20 protein-coding genes are annotated in these 22,143 nt (G+C 59.2%); 7 read left to right on the top strand and 13 right to left on the bottom strand.

Annotated features, from left to right (window positions below; translation table 11 throughout):
- Positions 1-25 precede the first annotated feature (25 nt).
- From AC2TEL_RS04890 to tsaD, 4 genes are read right to left on the bottom strand one after another with little or no spacing between them, the layout of a single operon-like run.
- Positions 26-448: an EVE domain-containing protein gene (locus tag AC2TEL_RS04890; RefSeq protein WP_480838557.1), complete on the bottom strand. Its 423-nt coding sequence runs from the start codon at positions 446-448 to the stop codon at positions 26-28.
- A complete protein-coding gene (locus AC2TEL_RS04885; RefSeq protein ID WP_480838555.1) occupies positions 448-717 on the bottom strand; it encodes a YciI family protein in 270 nt (89 codons plus the stop codon). The genes AC2TEL_RS04890 and AC2TEL_RS04885 overlap by 1 nt, the downstream gene beginning before the upstream one ends.
- A gap of 1 nt (position 718) precedes the next feature.
- Entirely contained in the window at positions 719-1,681 is a 963-nt protein-coding gene (locus AC2TEL_RS04880) for an NAD(P)H-dependent glycerol-3-phosphate dehydrogenase (RefSeq protein WP_480838553.1), read from the bottom strand.
- Entirely contained in the window at positions 1,678-2,775 is a 1,098-nt protein-coding gene (gene tsaD / locus AC2TEL_RS04875; protein ID WP_480861976.1) for a tRNA (adenosine(37)-N6)-threonylcarbamoyltransferase complex transferase subunit TsaD, read from the bottom strand. The genes AC2TEL_RS04880 and tsaD overlap by 4 nt, the downstream gene beginning before the upstream one ends.
- Positions 2,776-2,794: 19 nt before the next feature.
- Here tsaD and AC2TEL_RS04870 point away from each other — a divergent pair, with 19 nt between their 5' ends.
- The 3 genes from AC2TEL_RS04870 to AC2TEL_RS04860 are packed head-to-tail and all read left to right on the top strand — an operon-like array spanning position 2,795 to position 6,368.
- Positions 2,795-3,586, top strand: coding sequence for a uroporphyrinogen-III synthase (locus tag AC2TEL_RS04870; RefSeq protein WP_480838549.1), 792 nt, complete (start codon positions 2,795-2,797; stop codon positions 3,584-3,586).
- A 54-nt stretch (positions 3,587-3,640) separates the two neighbouring features.
- Positions 3,641-4,885 (top strand): COG4223 family protein, encoded by a 1,245-nt coding sequence (locus AC2TEL_RS04865; protein WP_480902276.1) that lies wholly within the window; start codon positions 3,641-3,643, stop codon positions 4,883-4,885.
- 10 nt (positions 4,886-4,895) lie between these two features.
- Complete coding sequence (locus AC2TEL_RS04860; RefSeq protein WP_480838545.1) at positions 4,896-6,368, top strand: heme biosynthesis HemY N-terminal domain-containing protein; 1,473 nt, start codon at positions 4,896-4,898, stop codon at positions 6,366-6,368.
- A 79-nt stretch (positions 6,369-6,447) separates the two neighbouring features.
- Here the strand turns inward: AC2TEL_RS04860 and AC2TEL_RS04855 are convergent, their stop codons facing one another.
- The 8 genes from AC2TEL_RS04855 to AC2TEL_RS04820 form a co-directional block, all read right to left on the bottom strand.
- Positions 6,448-7,290 (bottom strand): fumarylacetoacetate hydrolase family protein, encoded by an 843-nt coding sequence (locus tag AC2TEL_RS04855; RefSeq protein WP_480861974.1) that lies wholly within the window; start codon positions 7,288-7,290, stop codon positions 6,448-6,450.
- A 93-nt stretch (positions 7,291-7,383) separates the two neighbouring features.
- Positions 7,384-8,886: an aldehyde dehydrogenase (NADP(+)) gene (locus AC2TEL_RS04850; RefSeq protein ID WP_480902273.1), complete on the bottom strand. Its 1,503-nt coding sequence runs from the start codon at positions 8,884-8,886 to the stop codon at positions 7,384-7,386.
- Between the two features lie 13 nt (positions 8,887-8,899).
- The gene (locus tag AC2TEL_RS04845; RefSeq protein ID WP_480902271.1) at positions 8,900-10,012 is read right to left on the bottom strand and encodes a fumarylacetoacetate hydrolase family protein; all 1,113 of its coding nucleotides are present in this window, start codon (positions 10,010-10,012) and stop codon (positions 8,900-8,902) included.
- A gap of 230 nt (positions 10,013-10,242) precedes the next feature.
- Positions 10,243-11,247 carry an endonuclease/exonuclease/phosphatase family protein gene (locus AC2TEL_RS04840; RefSeq protein ID WP_480902269.1) on the bottom strand — a complete coding sequence of 335 codons (1,005 nt, stop codon included), beginning with the start codon at positions 11,245-11,247 and terminating at the stop codon, positions 10,243-10,245.
- Positions 11,244-12,284, bottom strand: a complete 1,041-nt coding sequence (locus AC2TEL_RS04835) for an ABC transporter ATP-binding protein (RefSeq protein ID WP_480838534.1) — start codon at positions 12,282-12,284, stop codon at positions 11,244-11,246. Before AC2TEL_RS04835 ends, AC2TEL_RS04840 begins: the two co-directional genes overlap by 4 nt.
- Positions 12,285-12,296: 12 nt before the next feature.
- Positions 12,297-13,085 carry an ABC transporter permease subunit gene (locus AC2TEL_RS04830; RefSeq protein ID WP_480840183.1) on the bottom strand — a complete coding sequence of 263 codons (789 nt, stop codon included), beginning with the start codon at positions 13,083-13,085 and terminating at the stop codon, positions 12,297-12,299.
- Positions 13,086-13,211: 126 nt separating this feature from the next.
- Positions 13,212-14,093, bottom strand: coding sequence for an ABC transporter permease subunit (locus tag AC2TEL_RS04825; RefSeq protein ID WP_480861969.1), 882 nt, complete (start codon positions 14,091-14,093; stop codon positions 13,212-13,214).
- 75 nt (positions 14,094-14,168) lie between these two features.
- Positions 14,169-15,470 (bottom strand): extracellular solute-binding protein, encoded by a 1,302-nt coding sequence (locus AC2TEL_RS04820; RefSeq protein WP_480838530.1) that lies wholly within the window; start codon positions 15,468-15,470, stop codon positions 14,169-14,171.
- A 256-nt stretch (positions 15,471-15,726) separates the two neighbouring features.
- Here AC2TEL_RS04820 and AC2TEL_RS04815 point away from each other — a divergent pair, with 256 nt between their 5' ends.
- The 3 genes from AC2TEL_RS04815 (at position 15,727) to amaB (ending at position 19,485) form a co-directional block, all read left to right on the top strand.
- Positions 15,727-16,731 (top strand): LacI family DNA-binding transcriptional regulator, encoded by a 1,005-nt coding sequence (locus AC2TEL_RS04815; RefSeq protein ID WP_480902266.1) that lies wholly within the window; start codon positions 15,727-15,729, stop codon positions 16,729-16,731.
- A gap of 132 nt (positions 16,732-16,863) precedes the next feature.
- Positions 16,864-17,970, top strand: a complete 1,107-nt coding sequence (locus AC2TEL_RS04810; RefSeq protein WP_480838526.1) for a saccharopine dehydrogenase family protein — start codon at positions 16,864-16,866, stop codon at positions 17,968-17,970.
- A gap of 18 nt (positions 17,971-17,988) precedes the next feature.
- Entirely contained in the window at positions 17,989-19,485 is a 1,497-nt protein-coding gene (gene amaB, locus AC2TEL_RS04805; protein ID WP_480902503.1) for an L-piperidine-6-carboxylate dehydrogenase, read from the top strand.
- 39 nt (positions 19,486-19,524) lie between these two features.
- Here the strand turns inward: amaB and AC2TEL_RS04800 are convergent, their stop codons facing one another.
- Entirely contained in the window at positions 19,525-21,102 is a 1,578-nt protein-coding gene (locus AC2TEL_RS04800; protein ID WP_480902263.1) for a DUF5928 domain-containing protein, read from the bottom strand.
- A gap of 142 nt (positions 21,103-21,244) precedes the next feature.
- Here AC2TEL_RS04800 and AC2TEL_RS04795 point away from each other — a divergent pair, with 142 nt between their 5' ends.
- Positions 21,245-22,063, top strand: coding sequence for a sulfotransferase family protein (locus AC2TEL_RS04795; protein WP_480838521.1), 819 nt, complete (start codon positions 21,245-21,247; stop codon positions 22,061-22,063).
- Positions 22,064-22,143 lie beyond the last annotated feature (80 nt).

Here is a 22,143-nt window from a genome sequence, read left to right as displayed (position 1 = left end):
TTTGAGCGCGACCGGGCCCTTGCCCTCAGTCAGCCAGGGTCTCGCCCAGCGCACATATTGCCATCCATTCCTCTTCATTCACCGGTTGAACGGACAGACGGGAATTCTTGACAAGAACCATCTCAGCCAGGCGCCCGTCTGCCTTGATCTGATCCAGCGTTACCGGTTTCGCAAAGGGACGAACCGCTTTGATATCCACACACTCCCAACGCTCATCATCGGTTGTGCTATCCGGATGCGCCTCGGCACAGACCTCAACGATTCCGACAATCGCTTTGTCTTTTTGGGAATGATAAAAGAACCCGCGGTCGCCGATCTGCATCTGCCGCATGAAGTTGCGCGCCTGATAGTTGCGCACACCGTCCCACTCTTCGCCAGCGTCCCCCTTTGCGACCTGCTGATCCCAGCTCCAGGTTGAAGGTTCGGATTTGAAAAGCCAATACGCCATCAGCCAATTACCTTTTTCCAGGGGATAAGCTCGACCGACTGAAACAGCCCGGCCTTCGCATAAGGGTCGCCGTCGGCCCAGCTCTGCGCAGTTGCCAGGTCTTCGACATCGAGAATAATCAGCGATCCGACCATCGCGTCGCCGTTCAGCAAAGGGCCCGCCTGAGCGACAACTCCGGTCTCCTCGATATAGGCCAGATGGGCGGACCGGTTGTCCAGCCGGGTTTGCAGGGCGCCGTCTTTGTCGCGCGCGATCAGTGCGATCAGCATATTATTCCTCCTTGAGCGGGCGATTGAGCAGGTTTTGGATTGCCTCGGACACACTGTAGGCGCCGTGGCTCAGATCCGCCACCGTCGTGCTGATTGGCATATCCAGACCCTCGGCTTTTGCGATCTCGGCCATGGCGCGGGCGGTTGCGACACCCTCGACGGTTGTCGTGCTGTCAAATGGGCGATTCAGACCCAAAGACAGGCCAAAGCGGTAGTTTCGGGACAGTTCAGACGAGCAGGTCAGGACCAGATCGCCCAGCCCCGAAAGCCCCATGAGCGTTTCTGTCTGCGCGCCCCGCATGGCCGCAAAGCGCTGCATCTCGGCAAATCCCCGTGTCATGAGCGCGGCCCGAGCGCTGTCGCCCAAACCGGCACCGATGGCCGCACCACAGGCAATTGCCATAACGTTCTTGAGCGCTCCGCCAAGCTCGGCTCCGATGGTGTCCGACGTTCGGTAGAGGCGCAGGTTCGCAGTGGTCAGTTCCTCCTGCAATTTCCTGCATAGTTCAACGTTCTGACAGGCCAGCGTCAAAGCCGTGGGCAGACCACGTGCGATATCGTCGGCAAAGCTGGGGCCGGTCAGAAGGGCAGGGCGTGCGTCAGGGATAACTTGGCTGATTACAGAAACCGGGCCGAGGCCGGATGACAGTTCAATCCCCTTGCAGCAGGCAACAAGCGTCTTCCCGGCCAGCGCTTGCGTGTTCTGCATCAGGGCGGCGCGCAGCTGTTGCATCGGCACCGCAACGAGCAGCACGGTATTCTGTGTGGCCATCGCCAGATCGGCGGTTACCGTCAGGTTCACAGGAAGTGAGACACCTGCGAGGCGAGCGCCGTTTTCCCGCGTTGCCTGCATCAAAAGCGCCTGCTCTTCTGATCGTGACCAAAGTGTTATTGGCCCATTCCCCGCCAACGAAATCGCCAGCGCGGTACCAAATGCTCCTGATCCCAGAACCGAAACGCTCATGCCTTGGCGCCCTTCTTGCCGCTGCCCAGCATCGACGGGCTGGTTTGATCCAGGGGCCAGCGGGGGCGGGCGGTCAGATCAAGCCCATCCCTTGCACCGGACCTAAATCGTTCGATGCCCGCATATGCGATCATGGCAGCATTGTCGGTGCACAAGCTAAGCGGAGGTGCGATAAACCGGGCACCCATTTCTGAAGAAACAGACTCTAACACAGAACGTATTGCCGAATTGGCGGCCACCCCACCCGCAACAGCGATCACGGGGTCCGACGGGTTTTCGTCAAGGTAAAGGCCAATCGCTCGTCGGGTTTTCTCGGCCAGGGTGTCAACGATGGCCTGCTGAAATCCGGCGCACAGATCAGCGCGGTCCTTGCGGGTCAAACCGCTCTGATCGCTCACGATTTGGTCGCGCATGCGCATCAGGGCCGTTTTGAGCCCTGAGAATGACAGATCGCAACCGGGGCGATCCAGCAGAGGTCGCGGAAACTGAAATCGTTTGGGGTCTCCCGACCTCGCCTCGGCCTCGACCGAAGGGCCGCCGGGCTGGGGCAGCCCCAGCAGGCGGGCGGTTTTGTCAAAGGCTTCACCGGGGGCATCGTCGATCGTGCCGCCCAGGCGAGTGAAATGTTCAGGCCCGTGGGCGACCAGGTATTGGCAATGGCCACCCGAAACCAGCAGCATGAGATACGGAAAAGCTACCCCATCCGTAAGCCGAGGTGTCAAAGCATGTCCGGCCAGGTGATTGACGCCGATCAACGGCAGACCGGTGGCGGCGCTCAACCCCTTTGCGCACATCACACCGGACATCACGCCCCCGATCAGTCCCGGACCCGCGGTCACGGCAATGGCGTCCATGTCCTGCAGCGTCAGCCCGGCGTCCTCCAGCGCCTGAATCACGCAGATATCCAGTTTTTCGGCATGAGCCCGCGCCGCGATCTCGGGAACAATGCCACCATAGGCGCTGTGCAGGTCGGTCTGACCATGCACGACCGAAGACAAGATCTCGGCTTGCGCGCCGTCTGCCTGGCGCACAACTGCGGCAGCTGTGTCGTCACAGCTGCTCTCCAATCCAAGGACTGTAAGTGTTTGCACCATTGGCCTGATCCGTTGCATCATGACTGCCAAGCGGGGTATCACCCTGCGCGGACGCAAACAATCCCAAGGCCGAAGGCGCCGCCTGTTGTATTTGTTGATGACCCGCCCTCGCGCCGCCTCGGAGAGGTTCGTTGCGCAGCTGCCGGCCCGCACCAGATCGCGGGTGACGGTCATTCATTCTCCTCTGATCGAGATCAAGGCACTACCGGTTCGGGTCCAGATGGACGGTATCCGGGGGCTGATATTCTCTTCAGCCAACGCCGTTAATGCCGCAGTCTCGCTGGGGGTGGATCGAAATCTACCAGCCTTTTGCGTAGGGCCTGCGACAACCGGAGCCGCAATGGGCGCGGGATGGCAGGCACAAATGGCGGGCGGTACTGCGGAAGAGTTGATTGCAACCTTGCTGCAGATACGGCCGGAAAGCCCCTTGATACATCTACGCGGCGAACACAGTCGGGGAAACGTCGCAGAACGGTTGACAGAGTCGGGCCTGACAGTGCGCGAGCAGCCGGTTTACCGGCAGAATCTGCTTCCCTTCTCGGACGAAGCCAAAATGGCAATCGCGGGAGACACCACGGTTCTTGCGCCTTTATTCTCGCCCCGAACGGCGCGACAATTTGCCGATGTCTGGACAGGAACCGCGCCCTTGTGGCTGGCGGCAATCAGCGAAGCAACGGCTGAACCCCTTGAAAATCTGGGCTACAGCCGCCTGAAAGTCGCCAAGGAACCCACACCCAAAAAAATGCGGAAAGCCGTTAAAAAGCTTGTGAAACTTGCGATGCGGGTTGAGAGCGCGCCAAGCGCAGATTAACTTGGTCTGGTCCGTAGTTCAGGTCTTTTTAGAATCGATAAGGGGAATGCGACGGTGGCTGGTAAGAAGAAATCCGATCAGGAACCGGTAGAGAACCCTAATCCGGACGAGATGGCTCAGGACGAAACACCTCAGCCCAAGCCGGAAAACGCAGACGCATCCCTTGACGCGGAAGAGCCGGTTGAGGAGGCAAATTCCGAAGCCGAAGCCGAAGCCGAAGCCGAAGCCGAAGCCGAAGCCGAAGCCGAAGCCGAAGCCGAAGCCGAAGCCGAAGCCGAAACGACGTCCGCACCGGTGGAAGAGAAGATCGTTGAACGCACGGTCGAAAAACGAGGCGGGTTTGTTCCGGCGCTGATCGGCGGTGTCATTGCGGCGGCAATCGGATTTGCTGCTGGAAATGCGGGTCTGTTTGCCAATGACACCAACACTTCGGACGCAATTGCCGCGTTTGAGGCGAAATTGGCCGATCAGTCGGCAGAGATTGCCAAGTTGTCGAAAGCCCTGTCCGACAGCCCGGACCTGTCCGGCCTTGCCGATCAGGTGACGGACCTGACAAACAAGCTGACACCTTTGGAAAGCGATCTTGGCGGGGTGAAGTCCAGTGTCGATGCACTGACGGGCAAGATCGATCCATTGGCCGAGCGGTTGAGCGCGCTGGAAAAACGGCCTGTCACCGAAGGCGCTTCGCCAGAGGCCGTGGCGGCCTATGAGGCGGAGTTGAAGAAACTTCAGGATTCACTGGCAACGCAGCGCGCCGAGGTTGAAAAAATGGTCGCTGACGCGCAAGCCCTTGAATCCAAGGCCGCCGCCGATGCGCAAGCCGCGGCCAACACGGCCATTCTGTCCAGATTGGTCGGCAAGCTGGACGCGGGGCAACCGTATTCCGATCTTGTGTCCGAGCTTCAGGCGGGAGGAGTGACGGTGCCGGATGCACTGTCCGCCCCGGCAGACAAGGGGGTTGCGACGATCTCGGCCCTTCGCGCGTCTTACGCTCCGGCGGCGCGAACCGCACTGGCCGACGCGCGGGACGCGGATAAGGGAACCGGGCTGGTGGCGTTCCTGCAACGCCAAACTGGCGCCCGGTCGGTGACGCCTCAGGACGGCGATGACCCGGATGCGGTCCTGTCACGGGCGCAGGCGGCCCTGGCGGATGGCGACGTTTCGACCGCGCTGACGGAACTCAAGTCTCTGCCCGAGGCCGCGCAATCTGCGATGGCTGACTGGGAACAAACGGCCCAAACACGTGTGGCCGCAGTTGAAGCCGCGAATGCGCTTGTTGCAAGCGCGAACTCGAAGTGAAGGACCTGCCATGCTGTGGTCATTGTTAAAGATCCTTGTTTTTGTTGCGATTATCGGCCTGCTGGCCATGGGCGCAGGGTACCTGATGGAAACCAGCGGCGGGGTTCAGATTACCGTTGCGGGCACGGAATACACGCTGGGCCCGTTGCAATCGGTGATCGCGCTGGGCGTGTTGGTTCTTGCGGTCTGGCTGTTTTTCAAACTGCTCAGCCTGCTGGTTGCAACGCTGAAATTCCTCAACGGTGATGAAACCGCCCTATCCCGCTATTTCGACCGCAGCCGCGAAAAGCGCGGGTATCAGGCGCTGGCCGATGGGTTGATGGCCTTGGCTTCGGGTGAAGGGCGCATGGCCATGACCAAGGCCAACAAGGCCGAAAAACTGCTGAACAAGCCCGAACTGACCAACCTGCTGGTAGCGCAGGCGGCTGAGATGACCGGCGACACGAAAAAGGCATCCGAGACCTACAAGAAGCTGGTCACCAATAATGCGACCCGGTTCGTCGGTGTGCGTGGCATCATGAAGCAGAAACTGGCCGAGGGTGATGATGAAACGGCCCGAAAACTCGCCGAAAAGGCACTGGCCATCAAGCCGCGCCACGAAGAAACACAGGATGTGCTGCTGAACCTGCAAACCAAGGCGCAGGACTGGGCCGGGGCACGTTCGACGCTGACGTCAAAGCTGAAGGCGGGGTATTTGCCGCGTGACGTATTCAAGCGTCGCGACGCCGTTCTGGCCCTGTCCGAGGCCAAGGATATTCTGGATGACACTGCAACAGTCGAACAACAAGAACACGCGATTGAGGCCAACCGCCTGTCACCCGATCTGGTTCCGGCTGCCGCCATGGCCGCCCGGGCCTATATCGCCAAGGGCAAACCGCGCGCGGCGACCAAGATCCTGAAAAAAGCGTGGGAGGTTCAGCCGCATCCTGACCTCGCTCATGCTTTCGCTGAAATTGCACCGGACGAATCCGCGCAGGACCGGGTGAAACGTTTCACGGCGCTGACCCGCATTCATCCTGAAAACATGGAAACCCGCTTGATCCTGGCCGAGCTTAACATTGTCGCCGAAGACTTCCCCGAGGCGCGCCGCGCCCTGGGTGATGTTGTGGAAAAACAGGGCGATGCACGGGCCTATACGCTGATGGCGGCGATCGAACGGGGTGAAGGCGCATCCGATGCTGTCGTGCAGGGGTGGCTGGCCCGGGCACTGAATGCACCGCGCGGGCCGCAGTGGGTCTGCAACAATTGCCACGACATTCAGGCTGAATGGGGTCCGGTCTGCCAGAATTGCCACAGCTTCGATACGCTCAGCTGGCAAACGCCGCAAACCCCGGAAATTGCAAGCGCAACTGGTGTTCACATGTTGCCGTTGATCGTCGGCGCGCTCGAGGACAAAGCCGAACCGGAACAGGTGGAAGAAAACGAAGACGTGATCGAGGCCGATGCCGATCCGATTGAGAAAGAAGCTGAGAAGCAGGCATAAGGCCCGTCGCGTTCATTTGGGTTCACGCATTACGGGCTGACGTCGGCATTTCGAATGGCGGATGCCTACAGTTTATCGCTCAACCAGCGACGACGTTCTGGCGTTGTATCCCCAAGCCTTCGATACCAAGCTCCAACTTGTCTCCCGGTCTGAGGTAAACCGGCGGATGCTGTCCCATGCCAACACCCGGCGGCGTCCCGGTGGAAATCACGTCGCCCGGCTGCAGTGACATGAAGTGCGACAGGTACGAAATGATCGTCGCCACACCGAAATGCATCGTCTTGGTCGAGCCGTCCTGATATCGGCGCCCGTTCACATCCAGATACATCGGCAGGTTCTGCGGGTCGGCGATCTCGTCCCGTGTCACCAGCCACGGGCCGATGGGACCAAACGTATCCGCTGATTTGCCTTTCACCCACTGGCCCGAGCGGTGCAGCTGAAAATCGCGTTCCGACAGGTCATTGATCACGCAATAGCCGGCAACATGGCCCATCGCCTCCGACTCCGAGACGTATTTGGCCTCTTTGCCGATGACGACACCCAGTTCGATCTCCCAATCGGTCTTGACCGATCCACGAGGTATTTCGACCGTATCGTTGGGGCCGATGATGGCCGAGGTCGCCTTGAGGAAAATCACCGGCTCCTGCGGCAACTCCATGTCGCTTTCTGCGGCGTGATCGGCATAGTTCAGACCGATGCAGATGAATTTGCCGACTTGCCCGACACAAGCGCCAATGCGGGGGTCACCCTCAACCAGAGGCAGGCTGTTTGGTTCGATCTGACGCAGTTCGGCCAGACGTTCGTCGCTCAGCACTTCACCGGAAATGTCTGTCACTATACCGGACAGGTCGCGGATCGCACCGCCGCTGTCCAGAAGGCCGGGCTTTTCCGTGCCCGCAGCGCCATAACGTAGAAGTTTCATTCACGGGTTCCTTTCACCTCGGATCGTGCAGTCACAGTTGAAGGCAATCGGCCGGTCGGTCGAGTATTGGCGGGTGGGTGATCATTCCGGTTGTCAGACTGCCTCGGGCAACAGATCTGCCGGGATGTCCTGGTAACAGACCGGGCGCAGGAAGCGACGGATTGATAGGGTTCCGACCGAGGTCGCGCCAAAATTGGTCGATGCCGGGTAGGGACCACCGTGAACCATGCTGTCGCAAACTTCCACACCGGTGGGAAAGCTGTTGGCCAGCAGGCGACCGGCCTTGCGCTCCAGCAAGGGCAGCAGGGCGCGGGCAGAGTCTGCATCCGCGTCGTCCATATGAAGGGTGCAGGTCAACTGACCTTCGACGGCGCGGGCGATCTGATGCATTTGCGCCTCATCGCGGGCACGGACGATAATCCCAAGTGGGCCGAACACTTCTTCCTGCAGAGTATGGTCGGCCAGCCAGTCATCGCCGGTGACAGTGAACAAATTGGGCGCCGCGTGGCGAGCCTCACAGCTGCTGCCGATCACCTGAGTAATACCGGTTCCGGCAGCTACCCGTGATACGCCCTCGCGATAGGCGTTTGCGATACCGTCGGTCAGCATGGTCTGATCGGCGACGGCAGACAGGGCCGTCTCGGCCGCGGATTGGAACGCGTCCGCCTCTGGTCCGTCAATGAGTACCGCGATACCGGGATTGGTGCAGAACTGGCCCGCGCCCATGGTCAGCGACCCGGCCCAGCCACTGCCAATCTCGGCGCCACGGACAGCGGCCGCATGGGGCAATATGAACATGGGGTTGACCGAACCCAACTCTCCAAAAAACGGGATAGGTTCAGGTCGGGCGGCACACAGATCGAAAAGCGCGCGACCGGCGCGCAGCGAGCCGGTAAAGCCCACCGCGCGGATCAGCGGGTGCTGCGCCAGCGCGGTGCCGACCTCGATCCCGTTGCTCTGGATCAAAGAGAAGACACCGGGATGAACACCCGTCGACCTGAACGCTGCGTCGATGGCCTGCGCAACGATCTCACCGGTGCCGGGATGCGCCGGGTGCCCTTTAACAACAACCGGACAACCCGCAGCCAAAGCTGCCGCCGTGTCTCCGCCGGCAACCGAAAAGGCCAGCGGGAAATTCGATGCTCCGAAAACCGCAACCGGCCCCAGCGGGCGCTGGATCATGCGCAGATCGGGCCGGGGCAGCGGTGCGCGGTCCGGCAGGGCCGGATCGTGGTGCAGGTCCAGATAGTCGCCCTTTTCGATATGATCGGCGAACAGGCGCAGCTGGCCGACGGTGCGCCCCCGCTCGCCCTGCAATCGGGCTTCGGGCAGACCGGTTTCCTGAGTGCCGATTTCTGTTATCGCATCCCCCCGGCTGTCGATCTCATCGGCGATGGCGCGCAGCAGCGCGGCGCGCTCGGCGCGGGAAGACCAGCCGAAGGTGGCAAAGGCGTCCTCGGCCCCGCTGACGGCGGCATCCACATCCGCAGGCGTGCCAATGGCGAACTCGCGGCTTGGTCCATGGGCGGGGCTCGAAGTGAAAGTGGCGTCCGCGCCAACCCAGGTCCCCGCGATCAGATGTTTTCCGGTCAACATGTTTAAGTCTTTCCTAAATCAAGCCCCGACGGGCCAGGTTTCGCATGAGATGAGACGCCCCAAACCGCCATTCGGGACATTCGGTCGACAGGCGCACGGTGTTGGTCAGCGCGCCCAGCTGGTCGTTGGCAATCGTGACGATATCTCCCAGCTTGTGGGTAAACCCTCCCCCCGGCGTATCGCGATCCTGTGTCGGTCCAAAGAGGGTTCCGAGAAACAGCATCAACCCGTCGGGATATTGGTGATGCCGCCCGATCGTCTGCGCCACCAGATCGGCGGGATCGCGGCTGATTTGGGACATGGACGAGGTGCCGTTCAGAACAAATCCGTCCGGTCCGGTTACGGTCAGTGTCAGTTCGGCCCGGCGCACATCGTCCAGTGTGAAGCCGTCGTCGAACAATCGGATCATCGGCCCGATGGCGCATGAGGCGTTATTGTCCTTCGCCTTACTAAGCAGCAACGCTGAACGCCCCTCGACGTCGCGCAGGTTGACGTCATTACCCAGCGTTGCACCCTTGATCTGTCCTTTCGAAGTCACCGCCAGAACCACTTCGGGCTCGGGATTGTTCCAGGTCGAGATCGGATGCAGGCCGACATCCGCGCCAAAACCCACCGAGGACAACACCTGCGCCTTGGAAAATATCTCGGCATCCGGGCCGATGCCAACTTCGAGGTATTGGCTCCAAAGCCCTTCGGATATCAACGCCTCTTTGACCTGTGATGCTGCATCCGATCCGGGGGCAATGTTCGACAGGCTTTCACCGATACGTGCGCCGATGCGGTTGCGGATGGCCCTGGCCTTCGAAGGGTCGCCTGCGGCCTTTTCCTCGATCACCCGTTCGACCATGGAGCCGGCAAAGGTCACACCGCAAGCCTTGATGGATTGCAGATCGCAGGGGGCAAGCCATTGGTGCCCGGCATCCGGCCCACCGATGTCTTCGCCCGCAGCAGCGCGCACGTATTCCACGGCGTCGTCTCGTTCCAGAACATCGCGTATGGTCGGTGCGGTCCTGGATGTGATGTCCACGACCTGCCCATCCCGTAGGGTAACGACGCAAGGGCCAAGCCCGGCGCGGTCGACGCGCCCTAGCCACAATCCGCTTGGATCAAGTGTCGGAAAAATCATTTCAGTCCCTGAGAACAAAGGCCCCGGCTGCATTCAGGCCGAAGATGGCCTCCCGGGCGCCAGTCGTCAACGCGCCTTTAGCGCCGACCCAGCCAAGGAACGTTTATTGCCCGGTATCCAGTTTTGATCGACGAAATCCAGAAGCATCGGGGTTGGTCCGACCGACACCCGGCCCGGGATTCCTGGTCAGGACCGAGGTCTGGGACCCCGGTCGCAACAGGGTCATTGCGCTAAGCGTTCGGAACAACCCGGCACCAGACGGCGTCGTGATCGGACAGCGGCCTGCCTTCCTCTGTCAGGGAAGACACCCGCCGTTTGTCGATACAGGTAAACCCGCGCGTGCAGAACCAGTCCAGCCGCATCTGCCTTGTTGGATGCGGTGTAATCAGGCTGGGCCGCGTGGTCATGCCTTCGGGTGAGCAGGACCAGTCATAGCCCCGATTTTCCGCGACATTGAACAAGGTCTCTTCCCGCCAGTCAAAGTTTGGGGGGATGTGATTTCCGGTATTCAGGTCGCCGCCAATGATCACGGGCATATCCGGCGCGAACTGGTCCAGCATATCCAGCAGCGCATCGAATTGTGCCGCGCGGTGGTCCGCGCCCGAGTTGCTTTCCAGATGGGTCGAGACGACACAGACCGGCCCGTCCTGGCCTTGCAATATCGCAGCAAGCGCCATGCGCCCGCCAACCCGGGGCTGATCGGGGTCGCCAGCACCCCCGTCGGTCATGAACCAGTGACCGTCCTGATCCAGTCGCAGCATCGCAAGCCGTTCAAACGGAACCGAACTGAGGATCGCATTCCCATGCCAACCGCGGGTATTGAAATCGTCAGTGCAATAGGCCCGTTCGGTTGGGCCACCGAGGTCGAGCTCGTGAAACTCGACCCCGTACGCATAGGTCATGCCCAGCGCGCGGGCCATGTCCTCTGTTGTGTGACGCTGCGCAGTACGGGCCATGCCATGGTCCATTTCGGACAGCAGCACGACCTGCGGCATGTAAGGACACAGATGGCTGGCGCTTTCCTCGGGGAACAGGCAGCGTTCCAGGTTCCAGGCGACAACCGATATCTCTGTTGGCAGACTTGATTCCGGTGCCTCACCGCCTGTTTGCAGCAGGTTCATTGCCGGCAGATCTGCCAGCAATGCGCGGTGGGCCTCAGCGGTGCGGGGCGCCGTAAGGATGCGCTGGTGCTCGGCCTCCGAGACCAGCGGCAAAGTCATAACGGTGTGAGTCAAAGGCGTTTTCCGGTCTCAGTTGCAAACAGGGATGCCGCGCCGGGTTTGACCGACAGGTTGGCAGGGCCGGGCGAGACCTCGGTATCCTTGCCAACATGCACCGTCAGTTTTTCCTGTCCGATCGAAGCGTGCAACAGGCGATGCGCGCCCAGTTCCTCGATGATGTCGATGTTGATCGACAGCGGCCCGGCCGGGTCCAGCAGCAGATCCTCTGGCCGGATGCCCAAGGTTACCGGGCCGTCGGTGGGCGCACCTTCCGCAATGTGAGTGTCGGCAAAACGTACCGAGCCGCCGCTGGCTTGCGCGTTCAGCAGGTTCATCGGCGGCGCACCCATGAAGGCCGCCACGAAAGTGGAGGCCGGAGCGTGGTAGACCTCGGCCGGGGTGCCGATCTGTTCGATCTTGCCGCTGTTCATCACGATGATGCGGTCGGCCATGGTCATCGCCTCAACCTGATCATGGGTGACGTAGATCGAGGTCACGCCCAGACGGCGTTGCAGGGCTTTGATCTCGATGCGCATCTGGTTGCGCAGTTTTGCGTCAAGGTTCGACAGTGGCTCGTCAAACAGGAACAAGGCCGGATCGCGCACGATGGCGCGACCCATTGCGACGCGCTGGCGCTGACCGCCGGACAGTTGCGAGGGCTTGCGATCCAGATAGTCGTCAAGGTTCAGCAGCGCCGAGGCTTCGGCAACTTTGCGATCGATTTCGGCCGCCGGAGTTTTGCGGTTCTTCAGACCATACGCAATGTTCTTGCGCACGGTCATGTGGGGATAGAGCGCATAGTTCTGGAACACCATCGCGATGTCACGATCGGCGGGGTCGATGTTGTTCACCTCGCGGTCGTCGATCAGCAGTGTGCCCTCGGTGATGTCCTCGAGCCCGGCGATCATGCGCAGCAGGGTGGACTTGCCGCAGCCGGACGGGCCGACAAGTACGACAAACTCACCATCGTCGATGTGAAAGCTGGAGGGCGTGACCGCCTCAAACCCGTTGGGATAAAGCTTGCGGATAGAGTTCAGGGAAACCTGAGCCATGGGTATTTTTCCTTACTTGTCGGATTCCGTCAGGCCCTTGACGAACCAGCTTTGGAAGAAAATGACGACGAAGACCGGCGGGATGATGGCGATGAATGCCAGCATGTTGGCGCGGCCGTATTCGGGGATATTGGTTCCCTCAAGGTCCTGCGTGATCTGTTTGATGCCGCGGACAAGGGTGAACATGTCCTCTTCGGTGGTGATCATGGTCGGCCACAAATACTGGTTCCAGCCGAAGACAAACATGATGATGAACATCGCGGCGATCATCGTGCGGCTGAGAGGCACCAAAATATCGATGAAGAACTTGACCGGGCCAGCCCCGTCGATGCGCGCCGCCTCGACCAGTTCTTCGGGGACCGAGCGGTAGTACTGCCGGAAGAAAAACGTCGCCGTGGCCGAGGCGATCAGGGGAATGATCAGGCCCTGATATGTGTTCAGCATCCCAAGTTTCTGAATCACCTCGTACGAGGGCAGGATACGCACTTCAAGCGGCAGCAGAAGCGTAGTGAAGATGATCCAGAACGCCAGTGTTGCAAAGCGGAGGCGGAAATAGACAATAGCATAGGCCGCCATCATCCCGATGATGATCTTGCCCACCGCAAACCCGATGCCCAGGATGAACGAATTGATCAGCATGCTGGTTCCGGTGTTCTTGCCGGAAAAGCCTGATGCCTCGAACATGGCCTTGTCAAAGTTGGGGCCAAGCTGATCGCCGATCTGCAAGGTGGGGCCGGTCTTGATGACCTCGACATCCGGCATGGTCGTCATTTGCAACAACACGACCAACGGTAGCAGCATGAACAGCGCCCCAAGGATCAGCACCAGATGGTCACCGATATCGCTGAGCCGGATCCGGCGCCGGGACGCAGTGGGGGTCGAGGCATCGACATTCTGTGCAGTATGAACATGTGTCATGACGAACCCTCAGGTGTAATGGATACGGCGTTCGACCAGCCGGAACTGGAAGACGGTCAAGGCCAGAACCAGCACCATCAGAATGACCGATTGCGCGGAGGACCCACCCAAGTCATTGCCGCGGAAACCGTCCACATAGACCTTGTAGACCAGTGTCATCGGGTTGTTGCCCGGCTCGCCCTTCACCAGCGTGTCGATGACACCGAACGTGTCGAACAGGGAATAGGTGATGTTGATGATCAGCAGGAAGAACCCGGTTGGCGCCAGCAGCGGGAAGGTCACGTCCCAGAAACGGCTCATCGCGGATCCGTTGTCGATCAGCGCAGCCTCGCGCACCGAGCGCGGAATGGATTGCAGGCCCGACAGGAAGAAGATGAAATTGACCGGTACCTGTTTCCAGACCGAGACGATGATCATGGCGGTGGCGGTGTCGAAGTAGTTGACACCCAGCTTAAAGTCCCAGCCGAATTTCTTGGCAAATTCGGTCAGCGGGCCCCAGCTCTGGTCGAACATGATCAGGCCAATGAAGCCAGCGACCGGGGGCGCGACCGCATAGACCCACATCAGCAGTGTGCGATAGCTGCGCGCGCCGCGGATGACCTTGTCCGCCTTGACCGCCAACAACAACGCCAGCGCCAGCGAGAAGAAGGTGACCAGCACCGTAAAGATCACGGTGAACCAGGCGATGCGACGGTATTCCGAATTTGCCGCCAGATCGGTGTAGTTATCGATGCCGACGAAGGTTGACCCAAATCCGAACGGATCCTGCAGAAACATCGATGACTGGATCGCATGCGCCGCGGGCCAATAGAAGAATATCGCGATGATGATGAGCTGTGGCAGCAGTAGCAGAATGGGCAGCCACTTCGTGTCAAAGCCTGCGCGCTTCATGCCGGCCTTCCTTTCATTCAACAAGGGCGGCGACCACAGAATCCTGCGGCCGCCGCGCCCGTTCAGGATATCAGATTACCCTTGGGTTTTCGAAAAACGCTCGAGCAGCTGGTTGGCTTCGGTCTCAATGTTCTGGAACGCTTCCTCAACCGAAGTTTCACCGGTCAGGATGCGGCCGTATTCACGGTTCATCACGTCACGGATCTGAACATAAAAGCCCATGCGATAGCCTTTGGTGTTGTCACCGGCCGGCAGCGACAGCTGCTTGATGCCAACTTCGGCCGCGGGCATCTTTTCATAGTGACCGTCAGACTTGGCCAGCTCATAAGCGGCTTCGGTAATCGGCACATAACCGGTTTCCTTGTGCCAGAAATACTGGGTTTCGGGCGAAGTCAGGAATTCAAAGAAAGCAGCGGTTGCTTCGTTTTCTTCCGCAGGTTTACCGGCCATTGCGAACAGCGACGCACCTCCGATGAAGGTCTGCTTGGGTTCGGTGGTCACGGCTTCCCAATAGGGCAGGTAGGTGGCCGAGAACTCAAATGGCAGGTCTTTCTTGGACAGGCCACCAAACGAACCCGACGAACCCAGCCAGATCGCAACCTTGCCTTCTTCGAACGGGGTCTGGTTGTCGCCCCAGCCGGTACCGAACCATTCGAAGTAACCGTTACTCTGCCAGTCCTGAACAGCGGTGAAATGCGCCTTGATGGCGTCATTGTTCACCAGAATCTTAGTGTCGATGCCATCATAGCCGTTGTTGTTGGTGGCAAACGGCAGGTCGTGGCGCGACATAAAGTTTTCGGTGAAGATCCAGGGCAAGTGCGACTGCGACAGCGCGGTGTACCCGGCATCTTTCAGTGCGGGCGCGGTGACGGTCTGGAATTCTTCCCAGGTTTTCGGCGGTGTCACGCCGGCTTTTTCAAGCGCGTCCACATTGTAATACATGATGGGCGAGGACGAGTTGAACGGCATACCGATCATCTTGTCGTCGCTGTCGGCATAGAAATAACGCACGCCCGAGATGTAGTCTTCGATGTCGAAGGCCACGCCGTTTTCTGTCAGAAGATCCTGAACCGGAATGGTCGCGCCTTTGGCACCGATGACTGTGGCTGCACCGGCGTCGAACACCTGCAGGATGTTGGGCTGCTCGCCCGCGCGGAAGGCTGCAATACCGGCGGTCAGGGCCTCTTCGTAGGTTCCCTTGAACACGGGGGTGACGACATATTCGTCCTGGCTGGCGTTAAAATCCGCAGCAATCTGGTTGACGGTTTCACCCAGCGCACCGCCCATTGCGTGCCACAAGGTGATTTCGGTTTCCGCAAAGGCTGCGCCGGACAGCAGCGTCGCGGCAGCGGCTGTGGCGATAGTCAGACGAGTCATTTTGTATCTCCGTTCAGAGAAGCCCAAAGGGCGTATTGGGATGATTTGGCCCGCAGAAATCTGCAACTCCAAATAGATAAGCACGTGATTCCACGCTTGTGCCCCGGACTAAGCCTTTGAAATTAATCACGGTTCTCAGCCCGGTTTTGCTTGCATGAAATCTGCACACGTGTTCACATACAGCCGCACTGTAACGTGGCTGTGACGAATGTGAAGTATTTTTACGAATTCGAAAAATTGAGTGTGAGCGTTTGAGATGAAGCCCAAAACCGGATCCCGGGCGAAACGGGTTACCGCCGAAGATGTGGCAAAGCTGGCTGGATCATCCCGTTCGGCGGTATCGCGGGCGTTCACTCCGGGCGCCTACCTGAATGACAAGAAACGCAAGGCAATCCTGAAGGCGGCCGAGAAACTGGGCTATCGCCCCAACGCACTGGCGGCCAACCTGCAGGCGGGTGGGTCGAACCTTGTGGCGATCTTCGTCGGCGAAATGCCGAACGAATATGATCAGGAAGTTCTCAAACACCTGACCACGGGGCTGTGCGGTGCAGGCCGCTGGCCCATTGTGATCGGAGGAACCGAGGATACAGCGCGCGAAGCCGTTTCGAACGTACTGCGCTATCCGTTGGAGGCGATTATCCTGCGCTCGGGCAGTATGAACGAAGATATCGTGAATTCCTGCGGAAAGCTGAGCATTCCGGTCATTTCCAGCGGTCGTCAATTGGATGCGCCCGGTGTTGATAATGTGAGTTGCCGAAACTCCGACGGAATGCGGCGTGGCACCATGGCCTTGCTGGACAAAGGCCGTACTCGCTTCGCCTATATCGGCGGGCCAGCGTATTTCGGTTCGTCGCATTGGCGTCGGGAAGGGCTTTGTGCGGCGTTGTCGTCCAGGGGATTGTCGCTGATAGCCGAAGAAACCGGCGATTTCACGGTTCAGAGTGGATATGATGCAGCCGAACGTCTGATGCGGGACGCTGCATTTGATGCGCTGGTCTGTGCAAATGACGCGATGGCGATCGGCGCCATGACGGCGTTGCGGGAAAGCGGGCGAAACGTTCCCGCCGATGTCTCGGTGCTGGGATTCGATGACATAGCCATGGCGGCCTGGCCCGCGTTCTCGCTGACCACACTACGCAACCCGATCCCGGAACTGGTCGGCGCAGTGATCGGGCTGTTGGACCGCAGGGCAGACGACCCGGACAAGCCCGAAGAGCAAGTGCTCTTGGAAACAGAATTGATCCTGCGGAGTAGTCATTGAGCGATGTTTTTCGGCAAATCGTCGAATTTTCCGTCGGTACGTCAAGATAATCCGTGATTTCGTCAAGATACACGCTGCTCTCCGAACAAGCTTTCCTTCAGACTTGAACAAAACGAAGTATGGAGGCGCGTTTTGAACTGGAATGTTTGTATCGTTGGGGCCGGAAAGATCGGGCAGATGGTTGCGACCCTGTTGAAAGGGTCTCGGAACTACAGCGTGACCGTTGCAGATCATGATCTGAAAGCATTGGGCGAAATTGCCAAAATGGGCGTTGGCACCAAGCAGATCGACGCCAAGAACGAAGAAGGGCTGGCCGCTGGCCTCGCTGGGTTTGATGCCGTGATCTCAGCCGCCCCTTTCTTTCTGACGCCAAAGATCGCAAAGGCCGCGAAAGAGGCCGGCGCACATTACTTTGACCTGACCGAAGATGTGGCCGCGACCAACGCCGTGCGAGAACTTGCCAAGGACAGCAACACGGCGTTCATGCCGCAATGTGGTCTGGCGCCGGGATTTGTCGGCATTGCCGGGGCCGCACTGGCAGCGGAATTTGATGAAATTGACAGCCTGCATATGCGGGTGGGTGCGCTGCCGCTCTACCCGACCAATGCACTGAAATACAATCTGACCTGGTCGACCGACGGCCTGATCAACGAATACTGCAACCCCTGCGATGCCATCGTGAATGGCGAACTGGTCAAGACCGCCCCGTTGGAGGATTACGAGGTTCTGGGCCATGACGGTGTGGAATATGAATGCTTCAACACGTCGGGCGGGCTGGGCACTTTGCCCGAAACGCTGGAAGGCAAGGCACGCGCCGTATCTTATCGCTCGATCCGTTATCCGGGCCATTGCGACATCCTGAAACTGCTGCTGAATGATCTGGGGCTGGAACGCCGCCGCGACCTGCTGAAAGAGATCTTCGAGGCCGCATTGCCGCGCACCGATCAGGACGTTGTTCTGGTCTATTGCACGGCCAAGGGCGTCATCGACGGTGAACTGCGGGAAAAGTCGCTGATCAACAAATCCTTTGCGCGTGAAATTGACGGCCAGGTCTGGAGCGCCATTCAGGTAACAACCGCCGCAGGCGTGCTGGGTGTTGTCGATCTGGTGCGCACCGGTGCGCTGCCTTCAAAAGGTTTTGTCCGGCAGGAGCAAGTGAAGCTCAGCGATTTCCTGAACACCGAATTCGGCCAGCTGTATCGGGCTGGTGATGTAACCCAACAGAACAAGGCGGCCTGAGACATGAAAGACGTAACGATGACAGCAGAAAATACATTAGCGAACCTGGGCCTGACCCAAGAGGAACTGACCGGAGGAACGCTGCGGGTGACGTCACCCATCGATGGCAGCCTGCTGGCCGAAGTGCACGAAACACCTGTTTCGGACATGGACGCCATTTTCGCCCGAGCCAAATCGGCCTTCAAGGACTGGCGTGTGGTGCCGGCACCCCGACGCGGTGAACTGATCCGGCTGCTGGGTGAAGAGTTGCGGGCCGCCAAGGATGATCTGGGTGCGCTGGTCAGCTGGGAGGCAGGCAAGATCACTTCGGAAGGGCTGGGCGAAGTCCAGGAGATGATCGATATCTGCGACTTTGCCGTGGGTCTGTCGCGCCAGCTTTATGGCCTGACCATCGCGTCCGAACGTCCGGGACACCGGATGATGGAAACGTGGCATCCCGCCGGTCCGGTCGGCGTCATCTCGGCCTTCAACTTCCCGGTTGCCGTCTGGTCGTGGAACGCAGCGCTGGCGCTTGTTTGTGGCGATCCGGTGATCTGGAAACCCTCCGAGAAAACGCCGCTGACCGCGATGGCCTGCCAGAAGATCTTTGAACGCGCGTTGGCGCGTTTCGGCGATGCGCCGGACGGGTTGCTGCAAACGCTGATCGGTGGTGCTGCACTGGGCGAGGCGTTGGTGGCCAGCGAGGATGTCCCGGTGATTTCGGCCACGGGCTCGACCCGTATGGGACGGGCGGTGGCGCCCATCGTTGCGGCGCGGTTCGGCAAATGCATCCTTGAGCTGGGCGGCAACAACGCGATGATCGTTGGCCCCTCGGCTGATCTTGAAATGGCGGTACGTGCCATTGTGTTCTCGGCGGTTGGGACTGCCGGCCAGCGCTGCACCACACTGCGACGCCTGATCGTGCATAACTCGATCAAAGAGGAACTGGTTGCGTGTCTGAAAAAGGCATATGCCGGCTTGCCGATCGGCGATCCGTTGGCCGACGGTACTCTGGTCGGTCCGCTGGTCGACGAAGCGTCCGGCACCGCGATGACATCCGCCCTGAAAGCGGCCGAGGTCGACGGAGGCATTGTTTTCGGCGGCAACCGCGTGACCGAAGGTGTTCCCGGCGGCGTCTATATGGAGCCGGCCATCGTCGAGATGCCGGGACAAACAGAGACGGTGAAAACCGAGACCTTTGCCCCGATCCTCTATGTGATGGGCTATGACGAATTTGATCAGGCTTTGGAAATCCAGAATGACGTACCGCAAGGCTTGTCCTCCTGCGTGTTCACTTTGAACATGCGCGAAGCGGAGCAATTCCTGACCGCAGCGGGTTCGGATTGCGGAATCGCCAACGTCAATATCGGCCCCTCGGGCGCCGAGATCGGTGGCGCGTTCGGCGGCGAAAAGGAAACCGGCGGCGGACGTGAAAGCGGCTCGGACGCGTGGAAGGCCTACATGCGTCGCCAGACCAACACTGTGAACTACTCTGCCGAGCTGCCGCTGGCGCAAGGCGTCAAATTCGACATCTGATCGCCTTGACCCGGCGGCGCCTCAATGCGTTGCCGGGTCTTAATCCGAGAACAGGTAATCCAGTCGCATGATGGCCTGCGCCTTGTCGGCTGAGACCCCGAGAAATCCGGCGACCGCGACTTCATTGTCTGCCTTCGATGCGGATTCTCGCAGCCGCAAGTAACCGTCGAATCCGGCGCCGCGGATCTGCTCGGATTCATAGGCAATGTCATTGCGGATGGTGGGCAACAGGCGTTCTACGGTTTTGACGGGGGTCGCCTCACCGGCCAACCCGACGCGCCGCGCATGACCTATCAGGTATTCGTCGGAATAGTCGCACTCGATCTCGAGCACGTGCGTCCGAGCCTGATCCGCGCAAAAGTCCTGAACAATGTCCAGGTTCGAGGGGTCCAGACACAAAACCAGTCGATCCGAATTGAAATGGTCATACAGCATCTGAACAAGAGCGCGGCGGTGGCGCGAGCGCTTAATCAAGGTGGTTTCGATCCCGCCCAGATCGGGCAGGGGCGTGCCCAGTTCATTGAACAGATACTCGACGCAGGGAATACCGGTTTCCGACGCGATCTGGTCGACCAGACGTTTTGCGACATGCCACTTTTTGCAGACAATCAGGTATATGTCGCGCTCGGGCCCAAGCGTATTCGCCGCCTCCCAGAACCGCTTTCCATACCGTCGACCGACGCGCCCCCGTCCGGCAAGGAAACTGTAGAGGCTTCGCCCTTCGTTTGAGACCTGAAGTGCGACCCCTTCGCTGGCGTACATCCTGCCCAGCCGGTCTTTCAGCTCATGCGCCTCGGCGCTGATTTTCCGCGCGAATAGGTAATCCTGGCTCAGCAACATGTCGTAGTGGTCATTATAGAACGTGACCGGCATCCCGTAATCCGAGAACATCAGGAAGGTCAGTGTGCGGTTCTCGATCTCTTCCCGCGGGATCAGGTGGCGGACCAGCGTCTGAAAGAACGTCTCATCCGGAATCCATGTGGTCGAGAAAAACCGGACGACATCCCGCCGTTGCCGCAGGAACGTCAATATCATCTCGATTGTCCGGCGGCGCAGACACCACCACTGGCTGCCGATCATGACCTGTAGATCCGCGGGAATCTCTCGTGTCAGACCAAAGCGTTTCTGCGCTTCATAAGCCGCGTAAAACCGGCCGCTTTGGGTGCGTTCGTTGAAGTAATGCCGGTAGATCAGCCGGTCTTCTTTCATGCCGGTCTTGATCCAGTTGCTTTCAAAGAAATCGTGGCTTTCGATGAAATCCTTGTCATTGTCATCCAGAAAGCGATGCGCATACTCCGCCGTTTTGATGGCCATGCAATCGCCGGACAGCATGTAGAAATGCGTGGCGCGGGGAAACGCCTCGACGGCCGACTGAACTGCATAAAGCGTCGCCTGAACCAGCGACCACTCCCCCCATCCGCATCTGGTTCGCTTGCCCGCAAGCACGACATTCGGATTGTCTTTCAGGGCATCGCGGATGCGCGCATAGTCTACTGCTTTCGCGCGCGCATCAAAATGGATGGCCATGCAGTCGCCAGCGGCGGTCAATTGCTCTGCCTGCGCGATGATTGCATCAGGGTCTTTGTGGCACAGCAAAATATAGGCAATCTTTGCCATGGGGGTCCGCAATTCTCATTTCTGCTCGTTTCCAACCGTGATACTGAGGATGGGCAATTGAATAAACAGAATATTTTTGGTTCTTTTACGTCGAATGCCTGAGTATCGGCCTGAGACCGAACCGGCGAAGGAGGCGCAGCGAATGGGTTTTCCCGGGACATGGATGACCGAAAGCCAGAGCATGGTCTATCGCGTGGTGCCCAAATGTGCCTGCTCGACCATCGGGCAGATCATGTATTTTTCCGATCACGGACAGTTCTTTGATGGCGATATCCATGACGCCCAGGATGGCATGCACAAATGGGCGTTTGATGGCAGTCAGGATGTGATTGCCGGGACTGTAAAGTCGCATGGAGCGTATACGTTCACTTGTGTTCGTAATCCCTACACCCGCATCCTCAGCTCTTTTTTTGATAAGATTTGCGGCATTCAGCGCAATGGAAAACGCTATCGCGGTAACCTTGTACCGACGCTGGTTTACAATTACGGGATCGAAGTCGGTGGCGACGACGGCAAGGGCGAATTCGACCAGATCGCAAGTTTTCGCCGGTTTCTGTTGTTTGCCCGCGATACGATCCGTTGGCGAAGGCCCATGGACCCGGATATTCACTGGTCGGCCATGTCAGGCCATGTATCGACACTGATTGCGAATGGGGGGCGGTACGACCGCATCTTCTGGACCGAGAAGTTCAACGACGGGATGCAGGGCGTATTGGACAATCTGCAAACGGCGCACCCCGTGACCTTGTCAGAAATCCCGCGTTTCAACGAATCCGAAGGCCACGGACCCAAGCGCGCCCATCCTGTCGAGGATTATTTTGACGATCTCTCGATGCATCTGGTCTATGAGATCTACAAACAGGATTTCGAACTGTTCAAATACGACTTCGAGAATCCGGGCAACAAGATGCCGGTTGGAGAGATCGATCTGGACGAGGTTCACGCCAAACTGGGCGACTGAGCAAAGGGGGCGAACGCTCCCGCCTATCGTCATTGTTTCTGGCGAAACATTTCCTCTGGTTGGGCCCGGCGCCGCGCCAT

Source organism: Ruegeria sp. HKCCD9138, from assembly GCF_057220975.1.
The sequence above is the reverse complement of the archived record's forward strand: the minus strand, read 5'-3'. Positions and strand labels throughout refer to the sequence as shown.